Genomic DNA, 23,253 nt, shown 5'->3' with positions numbered 1-23,253 from the left:
TACTCCCTACTGCCTACTCCCCTACTCCCCTCATTTTCGGGGTTACATCCGCCAAAACTCTTCCCTATAAGGCCCTCCTAGCCTGATACCAGAATCGCAAGCACAACCGGCCGGGTCCTTCCCGCCCGGTTTTTCGTGCAAGCTGCTCGCCGAACGGAACCCGTAGACATGCCAAGACGCACCGACATCAAGTCGATCCTGATCATCGGGGCCGGCCCCATCGTCATCGGCCAGGCTTGCGAGTTCGACTATTCCGGCACCCAGGCCTGCAAGGCGCTGAAGGAAGAGGGCTTCCGCGTCATCCTGGTCAACTCCAATCCGGCCACCATCATGACCGATCCGGAACTGGCCGACGCCACGTATATCGAGCCGATCACGCCCGAAGTGGTGGCCAAGATCATCGCCAAGGAGCGGCCGGACGCGCTGCTGCCGACCATGGGCGGCCAGACTGCGCTCAACACGGCGCTGTCGCTGCGTCGCATGGGCGTACTCGAGCGCTATCAAGTGGAGATGATCGGCGCCGACGCGGCCGCCATCGACAAGGCCGAGGACCGCGCGCTGTTCCGCGAGGCGATGAGCAAGATCGGCCTCGAAACGCCGAAGTCGATGCTGGCCAACGCCACCGACGTCAAGAACGCCGACCGCAAGACGCATGAGGCCGAGCGCGCCGCGCTGAAGGCCGAACATCCCGAAAACCTCGACGCTGCGCTCGATGCGCTGGAAACCCGCTGGAACCTCGGCGAAGGCGACCGCAAGCAGCGCTATATCAGCCATGCCATGGCGATCGCCGCCCAGGCGCTCGACCATGTCGGCCTGCCGGCCATCATCCGCCCCTCCTTCACCATGGGCGGCACCGGCGGCGGCATCGCCTACAACCGCGCCGAATTCTACGACATCGTCCAGTCCGGCCTCGACGCCTCGCCCACCACCGAGGTGCTGATCGAGGAGAGCGTGCTCGGCTGGAAGGAATACGAGATGGAGGTCGTCCGCGACAAGGCGGACAATTGCATCATCATCTGCTCGATCGAGAACCTCGATCCGATGGGCGTGCACACCGGCGATTCCATCACCGTCGCGCCGGCGCTGACCTTGACCGACAAGGAATACCAGATGATGCGCAACGCCTCGATCGCGGTGCTGCGCGAGATCGGCGTCGAGACCGGCGGCTCCAACGTGCAGTTCGCCGTCAACCCGGCCGACGGCCGTCTGGTGGTCATCGAGATGAACCCGCGCGTCTCGCGCTCGTCGGCGCTTGCCTCCAAGGCCACCGGCTTCCCGATCGCCAAGGTCGCGGCCAAGCTTGCCGTCGGCTACACGCTGGACGAGCTGGAGAACGATATCACCGGCGGCGCGACGCCGGCTTCGTTCGAGCCGACCATCGATTACGTGGTGACGAAGATCCCGCGCTTTGCCTTCGAGAAATTCCCCGGCGCCGAGCCGGTGCTGACCACCGCCATGAAGTCGGTGGGCGAAGTGATGGCCATCGGCCGAACCTTCCAGGAATCGCTGCAGAAGGCTTTGCGCGGACTGGAAACCGGTCTCACCGGATTGGATGAGATCGAGATTCCGGGCCTTGGCCACGGGAGCACCGCCGCAAGCCATGCCGACGACCGCAACGCGATCCGTGCAGCACTTGGCACGCCGACGCCGGACCGGCTGCGCATGGTGGCGCAGGCGATCCGCATGGGCACCTCGCTGGAAGACGTGCACGCCATGTGCAAGATCGACCCGTGGTTCCTCGAGCAGATCGCCGCCATCATCGCCATGGAGGAACGCGTCCGCGAGCACGGCCTGCCGCAGGACGCCGTCAATCTGCGTATGCTGAAGGCGATGGGCTTTTCCGACGCCCGCCTCGCCTCGCTGACGAAGACAGACGCGGAAGTGATCCAGAAGGCTAGGCAAAAGCTCGACGTTCATCCGGTCTACAAGCGCATCGACACCTGCGCGGCCGAATTCGCCTCGCCGACCGCCTATATGTACTCGACCTATGAAGTGCCCTTCGTCGGCGAGCCCGCCAATGAGGCGCGCGTCTCGTCGCGCAAGAAGGTCGTCATCCTCGGCGGCGGCCCGAACCGCATCGGCCAGGGCATCGAGTTCGACTATTGCTGCTGCCATGCCGCGTTCGCGCTGCGCGACGCCGGCTATGAAGCGATCATGGTCAACTGCAACCCGGAGACGGTCTCGACCGACTACGACACTTCCGACCGCCTCTATTTCGATCCGCTGACGGCGGAGGACGTGCTGGAGATCCTGCGCGCCGAGCAGGCGTCCGGCGAGTTGGTCGGCGTCATCGTCCAGTTCGGCGGCCAGACGCCGCTGAAGCTGGCCGACGCGCTGGAGAAGGCCGGCATCCCGATCCTCGGCACCTCGCCCGACATGATCGACTTGGCGGAGGACCGCGACCGCTTCCAGAAGCTCTTGCACAAGCTCAACCTCAGCCAGCCGAAGAACGGCATCGCCTATTCGGTCGAGCAGGCCCGCCTCGTCGCCGGCGAGCTCGGCTTCCCGCTGGTGGTGCGCCCGTCCTATGTGCTCGGCGGCCGCGCCATGCAGATCATCCATGACGAAGGCATGCTGCAGACCTACCTGCTCGACACCGTGCCCGGCCTGGTGCCGGAGGACATCAAGCAGAAATACCCCAATGACAAGACCGGCCAGATCAACACGCTGCTGGGCAAGAACCCGCTACTGTTCGACACCTATCTCTCCGGCGCCATCGAAGTCGATGTCGATTGCCTGTGCGACGGCAAGGATACCTTCGTCTCCGGCATTCTGGAGCATATCGAGGAAGCCGGTATCCACTCGGGCGACTCGGCCTGCTCGCTCCCCGTTCACTCGCTCCCCTCCGACCTCGTCGACGAGCTGGAGCGGCAGACGGCGGCCCTGGCGCGCGCGCTCAATGTCGGCGGCCTGATGAACGTGCAATACGCTATTCAAGACGGCACGGTCTATGTGCTGGAGGTGAACCCCCGCGCCTCGCGCACCGTGCCCTTCGTCGCCAAGACCATCGGGCGTCCGATCGCCAAGATCGCCGCCCGCATCATGGCCGGCGAGACGCTTGAAAACGCCTTCGCCCATTACGGCGCCATGCCCGACGCGCGCAACCCTGGCCACATCGCGGTCAAGGAAGCTGTCTTCCCCTTCGCCCGTTTCCCCGGTGTCGATATCCTGCTCGGCCCGGAGATGCGCTCGACCGGCGAGGTCATGGGCCTCGACCGCGACTTTGCGCTGGCTTTCGCCAAGAGCCAGCTCGGAGCGGGTGTCGACCTGCCACGCTCCGGCACGCTGTTCGTCTCGGTGCGCGACGAGGACAAGAAGGGCATCCTGCCGGCGGTAAAACGCCTCGCCGGCCAGGGTTTCAAGGTCCTCGCCACCTCCGGTACCGCCCGCTTCCTCGCCGAGAACGGCGTGACGGCCGAAAAGATCAACAAGGTGCTGGAAGGCCGCCCCCACATCGAGGACGCCATCCGCAACCGTCAGGTCCAGATCGTCTTCAACACGACGGACGGCCAGAAGGCGGTATCGGACTCGAAATCGCTGCGCCGGGCGACGCTGATGCAGAAGGTGCCGTATTACACGACGCTGTCTGGCGCTGCGGCGGTGGCGGAGGCGATTGCGGCGCTGCGGGCGGGGAATCTGGAGGTTCGGCCGCTGCAGGAGTATTTTGGGTGATGATTAGGTGACTTTACACCCCGAAAGGATAGGTGGGAGCTACGCTGAATTCCAAACTATTCTTCCGGATCATGCTCCTTCAAAGCCTCTCCTAAGCGAGACAGTACCGCATCTTGCCACGCCTCGCTCAAACGTCTCTCGACCGTCGTGCGTACAGCCGCTAGCTTTGTTGTCTCTTCAAACCATTTCTTGACGTCCGCGATTACTCTATTCCTGTAACCTGGTCCTTGCCCCCAATGAGTGGCTAAACGTTCCCAAAGGTCGGGCTCAGTATCCAAGACAGCTTTATAAGCCACACGTCCAATCGACAAGGCTCTAGTTAAAAACTCCTGCCTCCATTCGTTAAGGTCATCACGAATATTGGTTACAATGGCAACAACCTCAGGCAGTGACGAAAACTTCTGCTCAAGTGCCTCCAGTCTACCATGAATCTTAAGAAACACGTCTTTGGTACGCAAATTTGCATCAACCCGTACGCCGACGCCGATAATATGATCAACTGAGAAGTTATCCCATGCCCCGCGCCTTACTACCGACGCAGCGATGGAGCTAGGATGGCCCCTTTCAAGCTCTTGAATTAAATTCTGCTGCGCCGGTCGAATCAGAGGCACCAATTTTGAATAGGCTGCTATGATCCGCCCAATCTCTTCGTCTATCGAAGCGCGCGCTTGTTCAATTTTTGCAACGTCTGGATTCGAAACAAGTGCCTCAGCAAGCTCAACGGATCTCTTAAGTCGATCAACCTGCCTTTGACGGATGAGGCCAATCTGATTGTCCAGCCGCGCCCAAGCTTCTGATGCACTATCAGTCAAAGCATTGAAAAAACCTATCGGAACGCCTGACGCGCCTTCATCCGTTAAAGATTTGCGGGCTTGATCCTCACGAATCGCATACCCCTCCTGAGCGGTATCTGGAAGGTCTCCAGAATCGTCAATTACCTTCATGGCTTCGTCACTACGAGCCAATATCAGAATTGAAATCCTCTGCCTCTCAATGGCGTCTGACCCAGTCGCTTTCAAATCAGACAATATCCTTGTCGTATCAGCACCAGGAGCGTCGTTAAATCCAGAGCATAAAACAGAGAGAGTACGGGGATCATCTATATAGTCCCTAAGATCATTTCTCTGGGATGTGCCAATAATTCCCTTTGTATCGACAATGCTCAGATTATATTCGCTATTCCTAAAATAACTCTCAGGAACAAACACAGTTATTTTTGACGGCAATGAGAACCCGGGATGTTGACCGTAGTTGATTTTCGTAACGTTTTCGGAAACCCATCGAAGACCTTTTTCATTTGTTTCTGACAAGATAATTTGCGTCTCGGTTCTTTGTTTTAGATTCATACGCAAAATTATCTGTTCAACAGCCTCGTCGACGGCGCCATTATTTTCTTCCAGAATTAAAGACACTGGGTCAACAATCACACCCTTAGGACGCTTCACATCCGCCATATTTCGAACAGCTCGGTCCATCTCGGTCGTGAGGCCACCCTCACCGAGCGAAATTCCTCGAACCATGTCCCTTACCAGAAGACGAACCGCATCTTCAGTCATCGGCTCCACCGCAACTCCAAATGCGGGCGCAGGCCGAATCACCACTTCACAGATTGTTGTGCGACCGCCAGTTGCAGGAAAGACAGGCTGTTTGCCCGAACTGCCGTCGATGATCAGCCCCGTTAGATGCGAGAGAGCCGTCGTTTTCCCGACGCCAATGGGACCAATCCAGGCTATAGTATGGTCGAGCCTAAATATATATTCAGATGATACAATAATACTACCGCGAGTCTTTTGAATTGGAAGATCCAGGAGATGATCGTAGTTCTCGTCGTTCTCTAGGCTAGCTAGTTTCTTTAGTGACAATTCGCAATCCCACAAAATATCTTTGTCAGGATGATAGAACGATGGACGCTCCGAAAACGTCCAATCGCGCTGGTAGAAATCGATTATTGCATCACCCACCTGGGTTCCAATCGCACCCAAGTAACGCCGAGCCATCGCATCTTCAGTCTCGTCAGTTTTTTCTAACCGAGAGACAACGCTTGGGCTGACACCCAGAGCCTTCGCCAACTCGGATTGCTTGACACCGGCCTCCTCACGAGCCTTTCGCAGCACATTTGTCGGGATTGGCATTTCGTCTCCTTCAGCAAGCTGTGCCCAAAGACTTGGAAACCTCTCCCCAGCGGGGCTGTGTCCTGACGTACAAGTCACAGGAGCCGATTGAGGATCGCCTCCTGGGGCACGATTGACTACCGTAAACGGTGAAAGACTGCAAATGATTTTATTTAAATGAGAAATCTTTTGCAATTTTGAAACGAAAAGAGGTGTCACTCAGGGAAAATTGTGAGCACGGGTGCTACGCGTTCAATGAGCCTGTCAGCCTCCGATTGGCCCTTACCCGTGCGCGCCCATTCGAACCTCCGGAAAGTCATTCAACGGGCGCGTTGGCGGATGATCGTCGGCAAATGCTGTGCCTGGATACGTAGCTGCTCCCGGCTAAGCCACCCAGATTAGCGTCCATTTGAGAGGTGGCCGCTCACGCCACAGCCACACACTCAATCTCGATATCAAACTCCATCGGCCATGATGCCACTGGCACGAAACTCCGTGCCGGTGGGTTGGTCGAAAAATACTTCGCATAGACCCGGTTGATGGCACTGTAGAAGCCGGAATTGACGGCGTAGATGCGTACCATCACCACCTTGTCCAGCGAGGTGCCGGCCGCTTCCAGGCAATGTTTGAGCGCCTTCAGCGACGCTTCGGTCTGCGTTTCGATGTTGCCGCGCACCATCTCGCCGGTCGCCATGTCGACCGGCGGCGTCGCCGAGATGAAGACGAAGCCGTTGGCCCGCACCGCCGTCGAGCACGGCAGGCCGAGCGAGCGCACCTTGGCCGACATCACGGGCACTTCGATGACTTCCTTGTCCATGGCGGTCCTCCCTTTGTTGCGCGCGAGCTTATCGGGGCAGCGGGGGAACGCCAGCCTTCCCTTCCCCCCTTGTGGGGGAAGGTGGATCGGCGCGCAGCGCCGAGACGGATGAGGGGTGTTCCAGCCTGGCAAAACCGCTCGTCCAACCGTGACCGTATGGCTTATTGCCAGCGTCTCACTCCGCTGGAGCACCCCTCATCCGGCCGCTGCGCGGCCACCTTCTCCCACAGGGGGAGAAGGCAAGTGCGCCCCCTCACTGATGCGCCACCGCCAGTTCCTTCACATGCTTCTCGTGCATCTTCAGCACCGGCAGCGTCTTCTTGGCGAATTCCTTCATCGCCGGGTCGTCGCCGGAATTGGCGTAGGTGGAAAACAGCGCCACCGCAGCTTTATGCGCGTCGGTCTGCATCTTGATATATTTGGCGTCGAACTCCTTGCCGCTGGCGCTCTTCAATTCATCGAGCAGCTGCTGCTCCTTCGGCTGCAGCGCGGGGCCGGCGGGCTTGATCGACGCGGTGGTCTGGCCCTGGCTCAGCGCCGTCTTGAACTCCTCGCCGGCCTTGGTGTGATCCTTGATCATCTGCGCGGCGAAAGCCTTGACGTCGGCCGACACCGACTTCTCTTGCGCCAGCTTGCTCGACTCGATCTCGAACATGTTGGCATTGGGCACCGTGGTGACGAAGGTCTGGGTGTCGACCTTGTTCTCGGTCACCATCGGTCCCACGGCGTCTGAGTTGTCCGACTGGGCGAACGCGGCGGGCGCGCCGGCAAGAAGCGCGACGGCGACCAGGGGCAGCAGCGTTTTCATCTCGATCTCCGATCCGAAACAGCCCCTCCGCCTTTCCCAACGCGGCACCGGCCCCAGGGTTGCCTAAGAGGTTGCCTCGAAAGGAAGCGCGCGGGCCTGGCGCCCGCGTCGCCATCAGTGGCAGTGCGCGCCGGCGGCGTGCCCGGCATATTGCAGCTGCTCGTGCCAGTTCGGCCGGCCTTCGGGCGTGAAATCCATCAGGTTCCACAGAATCTCGCAGGTGCCGATGCCGCGCGGGTCCTGGCCTGGGTCTGCCGGTGCGAAATCGAGTTCCGACGACCAGAAATGCCGGATGCCGTCACCATCACGGTGGAACACCGAAAGCAGCGGTATCTGCGCGCCCTCGGCCGTTTCGGAGTTGTAGTCGCGCTTGAAAGCGTTGCCGGCCGACGAGACGAGCCGCATGTTTTTCCAGCCGCGGTCGCGGCCGAGCGCCGTCAGATTGTCGAGCGCGGTCTTCGCAACCACGGCGAAGTTGAAACCCGCCGCTTCGAGATGGCCGATCGCGCCGTCGAACTGGTCGAGCAGCGCCGTGCAGGACGGGCATGGCTGGTCCTGCCGGGCAAGCTTCGCCGTCTCGCCGCCTTTCGCCACCTCGCGCGTCTCCTGCGGATGACGCGGGAACATCATCTGGTAGAGGATGAGCGAATCCTTGCCCGGCGCGAAGAGGTCCGACAGCTTGACTTTCGCCGGCTGGCCCTGGTCGTCCAGGGCGTCGAACACATAGTCCTGCGGCACCAAACCGCCCGGCGGCAAAGCGCGCCTTGCCTCCGCCACCGCTTCCATGGCGCGGCGCAGCTCGATTTCCTTGCGCAGCAGTTTTTCGCGCGCAGTGCGATATTTGGCGGATTCATTGGGAAAGGTGATCATGATCGTCTCCTGGCGCCGGCGTCCCGGCGCGGGTTGCTCTACGATCCAAGGACGGCCCGCCGCGACCTGATCCGACATTTCGGCACACGCTTTCCGGTCACTTTTTCGCGTCGCGTCTAGCCTTTGACGCCGCCGGCCGTGAGACCCGAGACAATCCTGCGCTGGAAGACGAGCACCAGCACCACCAGCGGCACGGTGACGATCACCGAGGCGGCCATGATGTTGCCCCACGGGATCTCGAACTGCGAATTGCCTGACAGAAGCGCGATCGCCACCGGCACGGTGCGCTGCGTGTTGGTGGAGGTGAAGGTGAGCGCGAAGAGGAACTCGTTCCAGGCGCTGATGAAGGCAAGCAGCCCGGTAGTGGCGAGCGCCGGCCACATCAACGGCAGGAAGATGCGCGTGAGGATGGTCCACGGCCCGGCACCGTCGATGATCGCCGCCTCCTCGATCTCGACCGGCAGGTCGCGCACGAAAGTGGTGAGCACCCAAACGGTGAACGGCAGGGTGAAGATCATATAGGACAGGATGAGCGCCAAGAGCGAATTGTAGAGATGCAGCGCCCGGATAATCTCGAACAGCCCGGCAAGTGCCGCGACCTGCGGAAACATCGACACCGACAGGATGGCCAGCATCAGCGCCGAGCGCCCGCGGAAACGAATGCGCGCCAGCGCATAGGCCGCGGTGACGCCGAGCAGCAGCGAGACCGCGACGACCGCGCCGGAGACGATCAGCGAATTGACGAGATTGCGCAGGAAGGGACCTTCGGTCAGCACGTTGCGGTAATTGGCAAGGCTGAACGATTGCGGCCACAGCCCTGCCTGGAACAGCTCTGTTCCCGATTTCAGGCTGGTGACGATTGCGTAGTAGAACGGAAACACCGCGACGAAGACGATCGCCAGGAGCAGCAGGTAGAAGCCGGCGCGCTTCAGCATCTTCATGTCAGCGCCCTCCGTCGAAACTCAGCCGGCCGATGCGGATATAGGCGATGGTGAGCAGGCCGATGATCAGGAAAAGCAGCGTCGAGGCGGCCGAGCCATAGGCGAACTTGTCGAACTCGAACAGGTTCTCGCGCGCGAAGATCGACATTGACTTGGTCTGCACATTGTTCGGCGTCAGCACATAGATCAGGTCGAAGATGCGCAGCGCGTCGAGCGCGCGGAAGATCACCGCCACCATCACCGCCGGCCGGATCAGCGGCAAGGTCACCCGCCAGAAGATCTGCCACGGGTTCGCGCCATCGAGCTTGGCCACCTCGAGAATCTCGCGCGGCAGCATCTGCAGGGCCGCCAGGATCAGCAGCGCCATGAACGGCGTCGTCTTCCAGATGTCGACGATCAGCACGGCGATCATCGCGGTATCGGCATTGGCGGTCCAGGCGATCTTGGTGTCGATCAGGCCGAGATTGAGAAGCGCGACATTGATGATGCCGAACTGGTCGTTGAGCATCCACTGCCACATCTTGGCCGAGACGATGGTCGGGATCGCCCAGGGAATGAGGATCGCGGCCCGCACGATGCCGCGTCCCGGGAACTCGGTGTTGAGCGCAAGCGCCACGATCATGCCCAGCACCGTCTCGCAGGCCACCGACACCACGGCAAAGCGCACCGTGTTCCACACCGCGCGCCACCAGACCGGATCGACGAGCAACCCGTCATAGAGCAGGCGGCCGCTCGGCAGGCGCAGCACCGAAAAGTAATTGTCGAAGCCCACCCATTGCCGCGCGTCGAGGTCCGCCAGCGAAGCATCGGTGAAACCATAATAGACCGTGCGCAGGAACGGCCAGCCGGCGACGGCGGCGAGCACGAGAAGCATCGGCGCGAGGAACAGCCAGGCCGTGCGCACGCGTCGGCGCATCAGCGGCGATCGCCTTGCCGCGCTCACCAGCCCTTGCCTTTCAGCCTGGTCAGCCTCGCGCCGAGATCGGCCAAATTGTCGGCGGCGGCGCCCTGGCCGGAGATCGTGTCGTGCACGGCAGTCCAGAACTGGCTGGATGCCTCGTTGTACTTGATCCTGGCGGTTGCCGACGGCCTTGGCTGCGCGTTGAGAAAAATCTCTTTCCAGCGCGGCACGATCGGCTGCTGCCGGGCGATGTCGGGGTCGTCATAGAGCGCCGGGATGGTCGGCAGGTTGGACGTTCTGAGCGTCCGGTATTTCTGCATCTCGCGCGACGCGATGAACTTGACCAGCTCGATCGCCTCGTCTGGATGTTTCGAATATCTGGAGACGGCAAGATTCCAGCCGCCCAGCGTGGCGGCGGGATGCCCGCCTTCGCCGGCGGGCAGCGGCGCCACGTCGAACTTGCCCTTGATCGGCGAATTCTCGCTGTTGCCGAGCGCATAGGCGTATGGCCAGTTGCGCATGAAGACGGCATTGCCGGTCTGCCAGACGCCGCGCGTTTCTTCCTCCTGATAGGCGAGCACGCCCGGCGGCGCTATCGTGCCGATCCAGCCCTTGACCATGTCGAGCGCCGCGGCCGCCTTTGGATTGTCGACGGAGATTTCACCGTCCGGCTCGATGATCCGACCGCCGCCATTCGACATCACCCATTCGAGCGCGTTGCAGGTCAGCCCCTCATAGGCGTTGCCCTGGAAGACGAAGCCCCAGATGTCCTTGTTGCCGGCCGCCCGCTCCTTGTTCATCACGAGCTTCGCGGTATCGGCGAGCTCCTTCCAGGTGGTCGGAACCTTGGCGCCATATTTGTCGAGCAGATCCTTGCGGTAATAGAGCGCCGGCGCGTCGGTGAAGATCGGCAGCGCGACCAGCCTGCCGTTGACCGTCTGCGATTGGATGATCGACGGGAAATGCTCACCCACCACATCCCTTGTCGCCTCGGTCAGGTCGACCAGTTGGCTGGCAAGCTGCGGGGCCCAGATCACGTCGGTCTGGTAGACGTCGATATCGCTGCTGCCGGCGGCGAGCCAGAGCCGGTACTGGCCGAACTGGTCGGTGGTCGAAGGCGGAATGACGACGATATCGACCTTGTTGCCGCTCTTCTTCTCGTAACGATCGAGTATCTCGCGCAGCACCTTGATGCCGTTGCCCGTATCACCCGACACGATCGACAGTTCCACGGCTCGCGCTTGAACAGCGCCGAGCAGGATGCCGGCGGCCAGGAATGCTGAAGCGAGCTTCACGGGATTGCGGACCTCCCTGCGCGACCGGCGACGCATAGGTCGCGGCTCATCAAGGCCCCTGCGTTGAATGCGCGACGCCGCTTAGGGTTCCCGCGTTGTGCGTGGCCGACCGGGCCAGCAGGTCGGTGAAGCCGATCCCGGTTGGCTCGACCGCGTCGGCGGCCCTTCCGTCCGCCTCGCTTCACGCAAAGCGGACGGGCTCCGAAACCCCCGCCCCGGAGCCCGCCTGGGAGTGGCTGACGCATGCCGGCACAGCCTCCTCCGACGCCTTGCCCGCGTCGATCCGCCGATCGGCCGCCCGGCACGACGACGAATTAGCATGCCCTAACGTCAGCCTATGTGAAGGAGTTCACAATGTCCGGGCGCAGGCGATTGCAACGCCGCGCCGGGAGCCTCCAATACGGGCCGCCGCGCTTTGCGCGTCAGCCTTCCCAGTCGACCGGGATCATGCCGAGCCGCTCGTAGAGCCTGAAGGCCGCGGTATTCTTCACAATATTAGTCTTAAGATCGACATGGGTCGCCCCGCGCTCGCGAAAGGTCAGGAACACCTGCCGCATCAGCGCCTCGCCGAGGCCCTGCCGTCTCGATTCCGGATGGACGGCGAGATCCTTGACAAAACCGGACGTCCAGCAGAGCGCCGCGCCCGCCAGCAGCCCCTTGCCGTCGATCGCCAGGAAACAGAGAGCGGGATCGAACTCCGCATCGCCGGCAATGCGCGGCCACCACTCGTCGAACGGCCCGTCGGCGCCGTCATCGAACACCTCTTCCAGCAGCGCGTGCAAGGCTGGCGCATCCCGGTGCTCGAACGCGCGCATGACGAAGCCCTGCGGCCAGTGCGGCGCGGTGAGTGTATCGTCGAGCAGCTTGCGCAGGCGGATGTCGTTGGCAGCCGGCGGGCGGGGCGTTGTGTTTTCATGCATGGCGCTGTCTCGAAACGCCGCGTGGGACCGTCCGCTCAGGCGTCGGGTGGCAGGCGATGCCGCTTGCGGTCGGAGCCAAGCCCCGTCGCCTCGAGCAGGCCCTTGCGCTTGGCGTCGTAGTAGTAACCGGTCTGGTAGAGCGTGTCGGCCCGCTTGGCGTTGCCGCCCGAAACCAGCCAGGCGCCGCGCAGATATTTCACCGCGTATTTGAGGTTGGTCTCGGCGTCGAACAGGCCGGCCGCCGGCCCGTCATAGCCCATGCCGCGCGCCGTCGCGTGCTTGATCTGCATCAGCCCCCAATGGCCATGATTGTAGGCTTTCGGGTTGAAGGTGCTCTCGCGGTTGACGACATGGCGCACCAGCTCGACCGGCACTTCATAAATCGCCGAATATTTCTCGATCAGCCGCTCGATCTCGCCGCGCGGGCCACTGGCGTGCTGCTCGGGTTGGCCGGGTGCCGCAAGCAGCGCCGGATTTTCCGGCATCATATAGGCGACCTGCTGGACGCCGGCCATCGGGGCGACTTTCGCCGACTGGCCGGTGACCGGCATGGCGACGCCTGCGGTCGTATAGACCGCCGCTCGGCTGATGGATGCCGCTCGGCTGATGGATACCGGGCCGGTCGGCGAGCCGCCGGCCGTCAGCACCGGCGGCGGCGGAAACTGGCCGGCTATCGGCGTCGCTCCGGCGAAAGCCGCAGGCTGAGCCAGCGCCGCGGCGGGCGCGCCGGGCTGGACAGGCGGCGGCAACAGCGCGCTTTGCGTCGCGGGCGCGCTTTGCGTCGCGGGCGCGCTTTGCGTCGCGGGCGCGCTTTGCGTCGCGGGCGCGCCTTGCGTCGCGGTCGCGCCTGGCGTGGTCGCCATGGCGACGGCATCGCCAGCCAGCGCCGCGGTCTGCACCTGCGCGAGACCCGAAGGTTCCGGCAGCACGGCCACCGTTTCGGGCAGCGCGAGCGTCGGCGTATCGTCCGCGACGGCAGGCGTCGAGGCTTCCGCAAGCGCGGGCGCGGCCTTCATCTGCGAGGTCGAGGTACAGCCGCTGAGACCAGCAGCGGCTACGAGCACGCTGAGCGCGGTGAATATGATTTTAGCTGGCAAGCCGTGCGGGTCCGGTTTGTCGGTTGTTAAGGAGTCCTTACACCAGCGATTCACACCCGGCAATCGGGGCCACCCGGCGGTTTTCGGGTGGCGACAACAGGGCCGAAGTGCCATATTGTTCTGGATATGTACTCGTTTTTCGCTGTTTTGCCGAAGGAATACGCCATGAAACCCACATCCCAGATCACGGCCGGCCACGCAGTGTTAGAAACAGTGATCGGCTTCATGGGCATTGCCTGGAGCGAGAAGGGCCTGATCCGGCTTTGCCTGCCGGAGCGCAGCCGCGAAGCGGTCGAGCGCCGGCTGCTTCGCCACCCCGGCGTCTCAGCCTCGACAGACCAGCCGTCCTGGGTGGTCGATCTGATCGCCAAGATCAAGGCCTATGCGGCCGGCGAGGACGTCGACTTCTCGAGCGTGCCGGTCGATCTCGACGGCGTCGACGATTTCCGCCTCGCCATCTACGACGCGGCTCGCAAGCTCGGCTTCGGCGAGACCACCACCTATGGCGAACTGGCCAAGCGCGCCGGCCATGCGGGCCTTCCGCGCGAAACGGGCGCGGCGCTAGGCGCCAATCCGGTGCCGCTGGTCATTCCGTGCCATCGCATCCTGGCGGCCGGCGGCAAGATCGGCGGCTTCTCCGCGCCCGGCGGCTCGGCCACCAAGGAAAAGATGCTGGCCATGGAAGGCGTTCGCGTCGGCCCGCCGCCGGCCGCGCAGGCTTCGTTCGGGTTCTAAGGCGCTGCGTATCAGTCCTGCAGGAACCGGCGGCGGAAACGCCGCTCGAAATCCGGACGCTTGCAGACATAGACCATGCAGGACCGGGTGTCGGCACTCGGCACGTAGGCGCGTGCCCTCACTTCGCCCGCGTTGCAGAAACGCTCGTCGCGCACATAGCGGTCGTAGAGCGGCAGCCCCGGCACGCGCGTCGACTGGTAGCGCAGGATGACGGCGCCCTGTCTGGCGATCGTCGCCTGCACCCGGTCGCAGCTCATGCGCGTCGGATCGTAGCGCGTCACCGCCTGCGCTTCCGCGGCCAGCAGCAGGAAGCAGGCGGCAAGCAGAATGGTCTTCATGGCTTCTCTCCTCGGAAGGGCAAGCATCCCATCCCTTCACAACGCGGCACCGCTGTCAAAACTTCCATGCTTGTATTCCGCTCGATCCGGGATGCGGGGCAGCGTCCAGGCAACCCGTCTTGTTTTCTTGCTCAAACTATCCTATATCCGCAGCATTGAATTTGGCCGATCGATCGGGCCGCGATCTTCGCGTTTGCTGACGTCTATCTCCAAAATTTCGATACCGCCGGCCGGACGTTGGTCCGGTCAAACAAAAGCAAATGTGAAGGGCATTCTATATGGCAACTGGTACGGTCAAGTGGTTCAACGCCACCAAGGGCTACGGCTTCATCCAGCCTGACAATGGCGGCGCGGACGTTTTCGTCCACATCTCCGCTGTCGAGCGCGCTGGCATGACGAGCCTGGCTGAAGGCCAGAAAATCAACTTCGAGATCGAGCAGGACCGCCGCACCGGCAAGTCCGCTGCTGGGTCTCTTAGCAAGGCAGCCTGATTTGGCTTAAGCATTTTGCGGCAGGCTTTACGGCCAGCGGCGCAAAATGCGACTAAGTAAGGCGCGCACCGGGCGAAGGTTCGGGGCGCGCGGCAAGTCACGGATGTACTGACGGTCGCGCGAGAAGCGCGCCGGAGCGAAAAGACCCGACAAGCTGGAACAGCAGATAGCTGCCGGCCCGGACCAGACGCTCCCGATCAGGCTACCGGCAGAGGAAGGCGGGCATTGCCCGCCTTTTTTGTTGTCTGGATTTTGGCGAGTTGCTGTCCGGGTTGAATGGTTCCATTGGTGGTGCCATTTTAGCCCAATAAGGTATCATTGGCCCATGACCAAGCTTGAACAGATCGAAAAATCCGTCGCCGAACTGAGCCCTGAAGAGCTGAAGGCATTTGCCGCCTGGTTCGAGGCTCTGCAGGCCGATTTGTGGGACAAGAAGATCGAAGCCGACGCGAAGGCGGGCCGGCTGGACAAGCTTGCAGAGCAAGCACTGGCCGACCATCGCGCGGGTCGGACGCGACCCGTGTGAACCACTTTGCCGCCCCTGCGTTTTGGGACGCCTACAATAAACTACCTAAACCAATCAGGATGAAGGCTGACAGCAGCTTCGCCAAGCTGCGTGCAGATCCGTTTCATCCTTCGCTCCATTTCAAGCGGGTCGGACGTTATTGGTCAGCTCGAGTTGATCTGGACTACCGTGCTGTTGCAGTCAGGGACCAGGACGACATGATCTGGTTTTGGATCGGCACTCACTCGGAATATGAACGACTTTTGAAATAGCCGCTTACGGCCATATGCATACCGAGCGGCTCGTTGGCGCGCCCATACAGGTCAGGTTGCAAAGCGGTGACTGCGTGAGGAATTATCCCACCCAGTCGATCGGCACATGCCCCTTATCCGCCTCCACCCGCTTCAGCCAGGCGGCAACGGCCGGATAGGCGTCGAGCTGGAAGCCGCCCATCCCGGCGGTGTGGGTATAGGCGTATAAGGCGATGTCGGCGACGCTATAGACGCTGCCGGCGAAGAATTCGTTCCGCTGCAGATGCTGGTCCATGACGCCGAGCGCCTTGTTGCCGCGCTCCAGCGTCTGCGCCAATCGTTCCGGCGTGGCGTCCTTCGCACGTTCCGGAAAAGTCAAAAGCGCCTTGCGCACCGCGATATAGGGCTCGTGGCTGTATTGCTCGAAGAACAGCCATTGGTAAGCCAGCGCGCGTTCATATTTCTCGGCGGGCAAGAAGCGCGTCCCTTCGGCAAGATAGAGCAGGATGGCGTTGCTCTCGGTGATACGCCTGCCGTCGTCCAGCTCGAGCATCGGCACCATCGCGTTCGGATTCTTGGCGACGTAATTTGGTTTGCGCGTCTCGCCGGTGTGCGAGCTCACCTCGACCCGGGTGAAAGGAATGCCGAGCTTGGCCATTAACAGCCGCGGCTTATAGCAATTGCCACTGTCGGCCATGTCGTAAAGGATCATCGCACATACCTCGCGCGTCGCCTGAAGCCCATTTCAGCACGGCTCTAACGCGCCCGGGCGAGACCATCCAGTGATTTGTTTTCAAGAAGAACCATCAGCGGCGCTGATATTTTTTCGCTGCATCAGCGATGCTGATGCGCCTTTGGATCGAGCATCAGCGATGCTGATGCGCCTTTTGGATCGAGCATCAGCGATGCTGATGCAGGGGCACGACCTTGTTGCCGGCGTCGATGAGAGCGTCGATGGAAAGCGGTTCTTCCTTGAAGACCGTGCCGGCGAGCGCCGGGCGGGCGAGATGGAAGCCTTGCAGCAGGTCGACGCCGCCCTCGAGCGCGACGCGCAGGTGCTGTGCATTCTCGATGCCCTCGACCAGCACTTTAGCGCCGCGCTCGTGCAGCATCGCCACCAACGGCCGGAAGAAGCGTTCGGCGGCGGCATGGCGGCAGAGCTCGCCAAACCAGGCGCCATCGATCTTGACGATGTCGGGTGCAAGCAGATCGATGCGCGCTTCGGTCGAATGCCCCGTGCCGAAGTCGTCGATGGCGATGCGGATGCCGTCGCGCCGCATTTCGCGCACCAGGCTGGCAAGAACCTGGTCGTCGGCTGCCTGTTCGGTGATCTCGCAGACCAGCAGGCTGGGCTCGAGCTCCAGATCGCCGAGATGCCTGGTCATCAGCCGGATCTCGGCGAGCGCCCGTCCGAGATGGTCGTTGATGGTCGGATTATAGTTGAAGAACAGCGTCAATCCCTCGACGCCGATGTTGCGGTAATTGCCGAGATGCAGCATCCGGCACATCGTTTCGACAAACAGGAGGTCGGACGCGGGAATGCTGCCGAAGAAGACCGAAGCGGCTACCGGCTGCGCGACGCGGCGCGGCTCGATCAGCCCCTCGACGGCGACGGCTCTGAGCACCCTGCCCTCCGGCGCGAAGATCGGCTGATAGGCGCTCCACAGCCGGTACTCGCCATAGACGCCGAACTGTAGGCCGATCTCGTCAGTGAAGATCGCCTCGGCGATGTTGCGCCGCCTGTCTGATTGTCCGCTCATGGCGCGACCTTGCGCCCGAACACCCTTGCCGGCCGTCCGTGCAGCGTTGGGGCCGCCGGGCTTGCGGCGGCCGGTGCCTTGCTGTCTTCGCTCGAAGGCTGCTGCGCGCCCTTGCCGAAGACGCGAAAGCTGGTGGGGGCAAGCTCCGGCCGGGCAAGCACATAGCCCTGCACCATGGAGGCGCCGGACCTCTCGGCGAGCTCCAACTGCCAGCCTTCCTCGATACCTTCGAAGACGGTGCGGATGCTCTGGTTCTCGAAACTTTGCACCATCGCCGTCAGTAAGGCGAAGCCGGCGCCGGACTCCATCAGATGGGTGATCCAATTCGCATCGAATTTGACGATGTCTGGCTTGAGTTCCTTGATCCGGTTGATGTCGGATTCATCGGCGCCATAGTCGTCCACCGCGATGCTGAAGCCATTGGCCCTCAGCGCCTCGACAAAACCGTAGAGCGCTTCCTGCGAAGCCGATTTCTGCTCGGTGACCTCGCAGACGATGCGGCGCGGATCGATGCCGGCTTCATGCAGCACCAGCCGCATGTCGCGCAGGGCCTTGTCGGCGATGTGGCGATCGGTGAAGACCGACGGGTCGAAATTGACGAAGATAGAGGCCTCTTGCGGCAGGCAGGCGCCGGCGTTCAGAAGATGCAGCGTGCGCGTCAGCGCCTCGATATGCAGCCGGTCGGCCGCCGGGCAGGTGCCGAAAAATGTCCCCGGCGACTGCGGCTCGCCATCGCGGAACGGCCGGATCAGCCCTTCGAAAGCGGCGACCGAGAGCTTGCCCTCCTTGAAGGCGAAGATCGGCTGGAACGCGCTCTGCAACGTATAGATACCCCAGACACCGGTCGAGGTGCCGTCATCATGACGGATGATGTGGGCGAGCCCGATGCTGCGCGACAAGGTTTCTCGCTCCGCGAATAGTCGCAATCCGATCTGCGATCCTGCCAGCCAAGGGTTTACCGGCCGTTGATGAATTTAGCGTTGCCGCTCACGCAGGCTGACTTTGGTCACGCCTCCTTGACCTCTGGCTCATCGCACAATGCTTGCGCTCCGCGCCATGATGCGACATGAGAGGCGCCGCGGCCGCTCCTGGCCGCTTTTCCTAGGAGACACTTCGTCATGGCCTTTCTCGCCGACGCCCTTTCCCGCGTTAAGCCTTCCGCGACCATCGCGGTGACGCAGAAAGCGCGCGAGCTGAAAAATGCCGGCCGTGACGTGATCGGACTCGGCGCCGGCGAGCCGGACTTCGATACGCCCGACAACATCAAGAATGCGGCGATCGAGGCGATCCGCCGCGGCGAGACCAAATATCCGCCGGTTTCCGGCATCGTGCCGCTGCGCGAGGCGATCGCGAAAAAATTCAAGCGCGAGAACAATCTCGACTACCGGCCGGAGCAGACCATCGTCGGCACCGGCGGCAAGCAGATCCTGTTCAACGCCTTCATGGCGACGCTGAACCCGGGTGACGAGGTCATCATCCCGCGCCCCTACTGGGTGAGCTATCCCGAAATGGTGGCGATCTGCGGCGGCACGTCGGTGTTCGCCGACACCTCGATCGACAACGGCTTCAAGCTCACGCCGCAAGTGCTGGAAAAGGCGATCACGCCCAAGACCAAATGGCTGCTGATGAACTCGCCGTCAAACCCGTCGGGCGCCGCCTACACGGAGGCCGAGCTGCGGGCGCTGGCCGACGTGCTGCTCAGGCATCCGCATGTCTGGACGTTGACCGACGACATGTATGAGCACCTGACCTATGGCGATTTCGTCTTCAAAACCATCGCCGAGGTCGAGCCGAACCTCTATGAGCGCACGCTGACCATGAACGGCGTATCGAAAGCCTATGCCATGACCGGCTGGCGCATCGGCTATGCCGCCGGCCCGGTGCCGCTGATCAAGGCGATGGACATGATCCAGGGCCAGCAGACCTCGGGCGCCTGCACCATCGCGCAATGGGCTTCGGTCGAGGCGCTCAACGGACCGCAGGATTTCATCGCCAGGAACAAGGCGATCTTCCAGGGCCGGCGCGACCTTGTGGTCTCGATGCTCAACCAGGCGCGCGGCATCTCCTGCCCGTCGCCGGAAGGCGCCTTCTACGTCTACCCGTCCTGCGCCCAGCTGATCGGCAAGAAGACCAAGACGGGCAAGGTGATCGACAATGACGAGACCTTCTGCTCCGAACTGCTGGAGGCCGAAGGTGTCGCGGTGGTGTTCGGCTCGGCCTTCGGCCTCGGACCGAACTTCCGCATCTCCTACGCCACGTCGGATGCCTTGCTGGAAGAAGCCTGCACGCGCATCCAGCGCTTTACCGCGTCGCTGACCTGATCGGCCGCCCGGCCGGCCAGCAAGAAAAACCCGGCGCCGCGCCGGGTTTTTCCTGGACGCCGATCAGCTGCCATATTGCTCGTCGGAAACCTGCTCCAGCCAGTCGGCGTGGACGCCGTCCAGCGCCTCCTGCATGGCGATGTGTGTCATGGCGGTTTTCCGGCCGGCGCCATGCCAGTGCTTTTCGCCCGGCGCGAAGGAAACGACATCCCCTGCCCTGATCTTCTGCACGGGGCCGCCCCAGCTTTGCGCCAGGCCGGCGCCGGCGGTGACATAGAGCGTCTGTCCAAGCGGATGCGTGTGCCAATGGGTGCGCGCGCCGGGCTCGAAGCTGACCAGCGTCGCCCTCAGCCGCGCCGGCGCCTCTTTCTCGATGATCGGCGTCTGCAGCACCCGCCCGGTGAAATATGTCTCCGGCGCGATGATCGTCGGCACGCTGCCGCACGCAATGAGCTTCATCGTTCAGATCCTCTCGAACAAAGCGCCCCGCCCGGCGTCTCACGCGGTAGTTTCACCTCGTCGGGAGACCGTTGCAACTGGCTTTGAGCCGTTGCCGGGCGGCAACCTCGATTTCTCATTCGCGCAGCGGGCGGATTGCAGCATTAGAATGTCAGAGAACTGTCACAAACAGTTGCTTTTAAACCATAAAATCGCGATCTCCACTCAGCGGCAAAGGAATAGATCCAGGCAGCGGCCAAGCTCAGCGTTTCTTAACGGCTGAGGTCCTAGCCATGTCGCGTGCTGTGGGGGCGCGGACATGAGTATCTTGGCGACAATCAAAGATCACAGCGGCCGTATCTATCGCGGCATCCAGGCGTTGCTCGTGATGAGCATCGCCACCACCGGGCTTGCGGCTTTCGCGCTGACGGAGAACGCCTCCCGCGCCGGCGCGCTCGCGGTGTCGGTGACTTCGACCTTATTGGCGCTTCTGGTGTTGATATATATGCGCTCGAACATCGTCCAGCGCCTGCAATCGGCGGCGGACGCCGAGGCCGAGAAGCATCGCTTCCTCACTGTCGATGCCATGACAGGCGCCATGACCCGGCGCTACTTCATCGAAGCGTTGGGCGATTGGCTGAGCGGCTCGCGCAATCGCCGCCAGGCAAGCCTGCTTTTGATCGACCTCGATCATTTCAAGCAGCTCAACGATACATTCGGCCATCAGTTCGGCGATCTGGCGCTGGCGCATCTGGTCGCGGAAGCGCAGCGCATCTTCGAGGACGGCGTCATCGGCCGGCTCGGCGGCGACGAGTTCGGCATCATGGTTCCGCATGGCGACGTCGCCAGTATCGGCAAGGACGCGCGCCGGCTGCTGCATGCGATGCGGGCCGGCAAGAGACATGAAGGCAAGATCATTCCCCTGTCGATCTCGGTGGGCGTCGCGCTCGCGCCGTTGCACGCTTCGAACGGCACTGAATTGATGCTGCTGGCCGATCTCGCGCTCTACGAGAGCAAGGCGGGCGGCCGCGGCCGCGTCACCGTTTTCGACGAGGAGATGCTGTCTGACAAACGCTATCGCCGGCTGGTGGAACGCGAGCTGCGCGCCGCAATCTATCTCGGCGAATTGGAACTGCACTACCAGCCGATCGTCGATCCCGACGGCTCGGTCGACGCACTGGAAGGATTGATCCGCTGGCGTCATCCCGTGCGCAGCTTGATCTCGCCGTCGGAATTCATCCCGATCGCCGAGCGTTCGACGCTGATCGACATGATCGGCGAATGGGTCTTCAAGCGGGCCTGCGCCGATATCGGGCATTTTCCCGGACGGCGCATCTCGATCAACGTCTCCGGCGAGCAGCTGAAGCGCGACGAGATCGTGACGATGTGCGACCGGGTCCTGCGCGAGACCGGCCGGTCCGCGTCGCAGTTCATCATCGAGATCACCGAGACGGTGGCGACGGCCGCGACGCCCGAGGTTCTCAGGCGCCTCGAGGCACTGCGCGGCCTCGGCTTCCACATCGCCCTCGACGACTTCGGCACCGGCCATTGCGGCTTCAACTACCTGAAGTCGCTGCCCATCGACAGCGTCAAGATCGATCGCTCCTATATCCGCAGCCTCGCCCACGACCAGGTGGCGCAGATCTTCGTGTCTGCGCTTGCGCAGATCGCCCGCATCCAGGACATCGCCATCGTCGCGGAAGGCGTCGAAACCGCGGAGGAATTCGCGCTTGCCCGGACGGCCGGCTGCAGCCGCTTCCAGGGCTATTTCTTCGGCAGGCCGGCGCCGCGCGACAAGGCAAGCGCGTTATGTGCCGCCGCCCGCGAACCGCTCGCCCTCACAGCCTGACAAGCAAAAATGGCGGCCTGCTGAACCCAAGCCGGCGAACGTCCTATTTTTCTTGCCCTCCGACAAACCTGTGTGACGATGGTTTTGGGAAGAGGTGAAACCCTGAAAAATGCCGGTCGTGACGTGATCGGCCTCGGCGCCGGCGAGCCGGACTTCGATACGCCCGACAACATCAAGAACGCGGCGATCGAGGCGATCCGCCGCGGCGAGACCAAATATCCGCCGGTTTCCGGCATCGTGCCGTTGCGCGAGGCGATCGCGAAAAAATTCAAGCGCGAGGACAATCTCGATTACCGGCCGGAGCAGACCATCGTCGGCGCTGGCGGCAAGCAGATCCTGTTCAACGCCTTCATGGCGACGCTGAACCCGGGCGACGAGGTCGTCATCCCGCGCCCCTGTGGGGTGAGCTATCCCGAAATGGTGGCGATCTGCGGCGGCATCTGGCAATCCTTCCATTGGGGAGAATCCCTGCCCTGTGTCGGCTACCACCCCAGTCGCGGCCAGAACAGGCCGGCTCGACCGCGATAGGCCTGGTAATCGCCCGCCAATGGCGTACGCGAAAACTTCTTTTCTTCGCCCAGCGCCGCAACCACATAGAGGACGGCGATCCCAGCGACCGGCACTATCGCCCAGATCGACCAGGTCGCGATCCCCCATCCAATCCAGAAGATGATGTATGACGAGTAGAAAGGGTGGCGGATGTAGCGGTAGGGGCCACCGGTCAGCAGGCTGTGCGGATTATCGGGCGCGAAGGCGAAGTGCAGCCGCGCCTTCCGCGAGGTGACGATCGCCCACCAGAAGAGGGCAGAGCTTGCCAGTTCGACGGCGAGCCCGGCGAGTTTTGCCGGAACCGGCTGCGATTGGATCCACAGGATGGCGAGAAAGAAAAAAGTCGTAGCAATCACCGCTGCCGAAATCACCATGGCGCCTGGAAACATGGCCTGCAATTGGAAATGCGCCCGCATCGACCAGACATATTGGCCAATGGTCGCGATGCTGCAAATCGAGACAAGAAGATCGAGGAGTGGTTCCATCGTGGGGGTTTCCGCCGGTGCTGCCATCCAGCCGGTAGCCACGCCGGCCGCTTATTTCCAGGAACCCTCTCTTAACCACATGCTTAAAGAAGATATAGA

At 62.2% G+C, this 23,253-nt stretch carries 22 protein-coding genes and 1 pseudogene; 8 read left to right on the top strand and 15 right to left on the bottom strand.

What is annotated here, in order from left to right; all coding sequences use genetic code 11:
* Positions 1-168: 168 nt before the first annotated feature.
* Complete coding sequence (gene carB / locus CK219_RS10125; protein WP_095766603.1) at positions 169-3,672, top strand: carbamoyl-phosphate synthase large subunit; 3,504 nt, start codon at positions 169-171, stop codon at positions 3,670-3,672.
* Positions 3,673-3,728: 56 nt separating this feature from the next.
* Here the strand turns inward: carB and CK219_RS10120 are convergent, their stop codons facing one another.
* The 9 genes from CK219_RS10120 to CK219_RS10080 all read right to left on the bottom strand — a co-directional run bounded on the left by CK219_RS10120 (position 3,729) and on the right by CK219_RS10080 (position 13,432).
* Entirely contained in the window at positions 3,729-5,804 is a 2,076-nt protein-coding gene (locus CK219_RS10120) for a helix-turn-helix transcriptional regulator (protein WP_095766602.1), read from the bottom strand.
* Between the two features lie 403 nt (positions 5,805-6,207).
* Positions 6,208-6,600, bottom strand: coding sequence for a RidA family protein (locus CK219_RS10115; RefSeq protein ID WP_095766601.1), 393 nt, complete (start codon positions 6,598-6,600; stop codon positions 6,208-6,210).
* Between the two features lie 253 nt (positions 6,601-6,853).
* Positions 6,854-7,408 (bottom strand): DUF4142 domain-containing protein, encoded by a 555-nt coding sequence (locus CK219_RS10110; protein WP_095766600.1) that lies wholly within the window; start codon positions 7,406-7,408, stop codon positions 6,854-6,856.
* A gap of 114 nt (positions 7,409-7,522) precedes the next feature.
* On the bottom strand, positions 7,523-8,278 hold the full coding sequence (locus tag CK219_RS10105; protein WP_095766732.1) for a DUF899 family protein: 756 nt from the start codon (positions 8,276-8,278) through the stop codon (positions 7,523-7,525).
* Positions 8,279-8,394: 116 nt separating this feature from the next.
* Complete coding sequence (locus tag CK219_RS10100; RefSeq protein WP_095766599.1) at positions 8,395-9,219, bottom strand: carbohydrate ABC transporter permease; 825 nt, start codon at positions 9,217-9,219, stop codon at positions 8,395-8,397.
* Position 9,220: 1 nt separating this feature from the next.
* Positions 9,221-10,135 (bottom strand): sugar ABC transporter permease, encoded by a 915-nt coding sequence (locus tag CK219_RS10095; RefSeq protein ID WP_095766598.1) that lies wholly within the window; start codon positions 10,133-10,135, stop codon positions 9,221-9,223.
* A gap of 23 nt (positions 10,136-10,158) precedes the next feature.
* Positions 10,159-11,415, bottom strand: a complete 1,257-nt coding sequence (locus CK219_RS10090; RefSeq protein WP_245340432.1) for an ABC transporter substrate-binding protein — start codon at positions 11,413-11,415, stop codon at positions 10,159-10,161.
* 422 nt (positions 11,416-11,837) lie between these two features.
* A complete protein-coding gene (locus CK219_RS10085; RefSeq protein ID WP_095766596.1) occupies positions 11,838-12,335 on the bottom strand; it encodes an N-acetyltransferase in 498 nt (165 codons plus the stop codon).
* 35 nt (positions 12,336-12,370) lie between these two features.
* A complete protein-coding gene (locus CK219_RS10080; protein WP_245340431.1) occupies positions 12,371-13,432 on the bottom strand; it encodes a transglycosylase SLT domain-containing protein in 1,062 nt (353 codons plus the stop codon).
* A 165-nt stretch (positions 13,433-13,597) separates the two neighbouring features.
* Between CK219_RS10080 and CK219_RS10075 the strand changes: the two genes are divergently transcribed.
* The gene (locus CK219_RS10075; protein ID WP_095766731.1) at positions 13,598-14,167 is read left to right on the top strand and encodes a methylated-DNA--[protein]-cysteine S-methyltransferase; all 570 of its coding nucleotides are present in this window, start codon (positions 13,598-13,600) and stop codon (positions 14,165-14,167) included.
* Positions 14,168-14,178: 11 nt separating this feature from the next.
* Here CK219_RS10075 and CK219_RS10070 read toward each other — a convergent pair whose 3' ends face one another.
* Positions 14,179-14,505: a hypothetical protein gene (locus CK219_RS10070; RefSeq protein WP_095766594.1), complete on the bottom strand. Its 327-nt coding sequence runs from the start codon at positions 14,503-14,505 to the stop codon at positions 14,179-14,181.
* A 278-nt stretch (positions 14,506-14,783) separates the two neighbouring features.
* Here CK219_RS10070 and CK219_RS10065 point away from each other — a divergent pair, with 278 nt between their 5' ends.
* From CK219_RS10065 to CK219_RS32085, 3 genes are all read left to right on the top strand, one after another.
* On the top strand, positions 14,784-14,996 hold the full coding sequence (locus CK219_RS10065) for a cold-shock protein (protein WP_027168154.1): 213 nt from the start codon (positions 14,784-14,786) through the stop codon (positions 14,994-14,996).
* Positions 14,997-15,321: 325 nt separating this feature from the next.
* On the top strand, positions 15,322-15,522 hold the full coding sequence (locus CK219_RS10060) for a hypothetical protein (protein ID WP_095766593.1): 201 nt from the start codon (positions 15,322-15,324) through the stop codon (positions 15,520-15,522).
* Positions 15,519-15,773 carry a hypothetical protein gene (locus tag CK219_RS32085; protein WP_095766592.1) on the top strand — a complete coding sequence of 85 codons (255 nt, stop codon included), beginning with the start codon at positions 15,519-15,521 and terminating at the stop codon, positions 15,771-15,773. The genes CK219_RS10060 and CK219_RS32085 overlap by 4 nt, the downstream gene beginning before the upstream one ends.
* Before the next feature lie 82 nt (positions 15,774-15,855).
* Here CK219_RS32085 and CK219_RS10050 read toward each other — a convergent pair whose 3' ends face one another.
* The 3 genes from CK219_RS10050 to CK219_RS10040 form a co-directional block, all read right to left on the bottom strand.
* Complete coding sequence (locus CK219_RS10050) at positions 15,856-16,464, bottom strand: glutathione S-transferase family protein (RefSeq protein ID WP_095766591.1); 609 nt, start codon at positions 16,462-16,464, stop codon at positions 15,856-15,858.
* A 187-nt stretch (positions 16,465-16,651) separates the two neighbouring features.
* On the bottom strand, positions 16,652-17,512 hold the full coding sequence (locus CK219_RS10045; protein ID WP_095766590.1) for an EAL domain-containing protein: 861 nt from the start codon (positions 17,510-17,512) through the stop codon (positions 16,652-16,654).
* Positions 17,509-18,411: an EAL domain-containing protein gene (locus CK219_RS10040; RefSeq protein WP_095766589.1), complete on the bottom strand. Its 903-nt coding sequence runs from the start codon at positions 18,409-18,411 to the stop codon at positions 17,509-17,511. Before CK219_RS10040 ends, CK219_RS10045 begins: the two co-directional genes overlap by 4 nt.
* A gap of 219 nt (positions 18,412-18,630) precedes the next feature.
* On the opposite strand from CK219_RS10040, the gene CK219_RS10035 reads away from it, so the two are divergent.
* A complete protein-coding gene (locus CK219_RS10035; RefSeq protein ID WP_095766588.1) occupies positions 18,631-19,833 on the top strand; it encodes a pyridoxal phosphate-dependent aminotransferase in 1,203 nt (400 codons plus the stop codon).
* Between the two features lie 63 nt (positions 19,834-19,896).
* On the opposite strand, the gene CK219_RS10030 is transcribed toward CK219_RS10035, so the two are convergent.
* Positions 19,897-20,292, bottom strand: a complete 396-nt coding sequence (locus CK219_RS10030; RefSeq protein ID WP_095766587.1) for a cupin domain-containing protein — start codon at positions 20,290-20,292, stop codon at positions 19,897-19,899.
* A gap of 298 nt (positions 20,293-20,590) precedes the next feature.
* On the opposite strand from CK219_RS10030, the gene CK219_RS10025 reads away from it, so the two are divergent.
* Together CK219_RS10025 and CK219_RS10020 are read left to right on the top strand one after the other, a co-directional pair.
* Positions 20,591-22,120: an EAL domain-containing protein gene (locus CK219_RS10025; RefSeq protein WP_095766586.1), complete on the top strand. Its 1,530-nt coding sequence runs from the start codon at positions 20,591-20,593 to the stop codon at positions 22,118-22,120.
* Between the two features lie 114 nt (positions 22,121-22,234).
* Positions 22,235-22,648, top strand: a pseudogene (locus CK219_RS10020) (aminotransferase class I/II-fold pyridoxal phosphate-dependent enzyme); the annotation flags it as partial.
* Here the strand turns inward: CK219_RS10020 and CK219_RS10015 are convergent.
* Complete coding sequence (locus tag CK219_RS10015; protein ID WP_245340430.1) at positions 22,603-23,196, bottom strand: isoprenylcysteine carboxylmethyltransferase family protein; 594 nt, start codon at positions 23,194-23,196, stop codon at positions 22,603-22,605. The pseudogene CK219_RS10020 and the gene CK219_RS10015 sit on opposite strands and share 46 nt — an antisense overlap.
* Positions 23,197-23,253 lie beyond the last annotated feature (57 nt).

The sequence above is a fragment of the Mesorhizobium sp. WSM4313 genome, assembly GCF_002294725.1.
Lineage (GTDB): Bacteria > Pseudomonadota > Alphaproteobacteria > Rhizobiales > Rhizobiaceae > Mesorhizobium.
The sequence above is the reverse complement of the archived record's forward strand: the minus strand, read 5'-3'. Positions and strand labels throughout refer to the sequence as shown.

Excerpts from the sequence above, each read along its gene's own strand:
- carB (WP_095766603.1), top strand. The coding sequence starts at position 169 with ATGCCAAGACGCACCGACATCAAGTCGATCCTGATCATCGGGGCCGGC.
- CK219_RS10120 (WP_095766602.1), bottom strand. The coding sequence starts at position 5,804 with ATGCCAATCCCGACAAATGTGCTGCGAAAGGCTCGTGAGGAGGCCGGT.
- CK219_RS10115 (WP_095766601.1), bottom strand. The coding sequence starts at position 6,600 with ATGGACAAGGAAGTCATCGAAGTGCCCGTGATGTCGGCCAAGGTGCGC.
- CK219_RS10110 (WP_095766600.1), bottom strand. The coding sequence starts at position 7,408 with ATGAAAACGCTGCTGCCCCTGGTCGCCGTCGCGCTTCTTGCCGGCGCG.
- CK219_RS10105 (WP_095766732.1), bottom strand. The coding sequence starts at position 8,278 with ATGATCACCTTTCCCAATGAATCCGCCAAATATCGCACTGCGCGCGAA.
- CK219_RS10100 (WP_095766599.1), bottom strand. The coding sequence starts at position 9,219 with ATGAAGATGCTGAAGCGCGCCGGCTTCTACCTGCTGCTCCTGGCGATC.
- CK219_RS10095 (WP_095766598.1), bottom strand. The coding sequence starts at position 10,135 with ATGCGCCGACGCGTGCGCACGGCCTGGCTGTTCCTCGCGCCGATGCTT.
- CK219_RS10085 (WP_095766596.1), bottom strand. The coding sequence starts at position 12,335 with ATGCATGAAAACACAACGCCCCGCCCGCCGGCTGCCAACGACATCCGC.
- CK219_RS10075 (WP_095766731.1), top strand. The coding sequence starts at position 13,598 with ATGAAACCCACATCCCAGATCACGGCCGGCCACGCAGTGTTAGAAACA.
- CK219_RS10070 (WP_095766594.1), bottom strand. The coding sequence starts at position 14,505 with ATGAAGACCATTCTGCTTGCCGCCTGCTTCCTGCTGCTGGCCGCGGAA.
- CK219_RS10065 (WP_027168154.1), top strand. The coding sequence starts at position 14,784 with ATGGCAACTGGTACGGTCAAGTGGTTCAACGCCACCAAGGGCTACGGC.
- CK219_RS10060 (WP_095766593.1), top strand. The coding sequence starts at position 15,322 with ATGACCAAGCTTGAACAGATCGAAAAATCCGTCGCCGAACTGAGCCCT.
- CK219_RS10050 (WP_095766591.1), bottom strand. The coding sequence starts at position 16,464 with ATGATCCTTTACGACATGGCCGACAGTGGCAATTGCTATAAGCCGCGG.
- CK219_RS10045 (WP_095766590.1), bottom strand. The coding sequence starts at position 17,512 with ATGAGCGGACAATCAGACAGGCGGCGCAACATCGCCGAGGCGATCTTC.
- CK219_RS10035 (WP_095766588.1), top strand. The coding sequence starts at position 18,631 with ATGGCCTTTCTCGCCGACGCCCTTTCCCGCGTTAAGCCTTCCGCGACC.
- CK219_RS10030 (WP_095766587.1), bottom strand. The coding sequence starts at position 20,292 with ATGAAGCTCATTGCGTGCGGCAGCGTGCCGACGATCATCGCGCCGGAG.
- CK219_RS10025 (WP_095766586.1), top strand. The coding sequence starts at position 20,591 with ATGAGTATCTTGGCGACAATCAAAGATCACAGCGGCCGTATCTATCGC.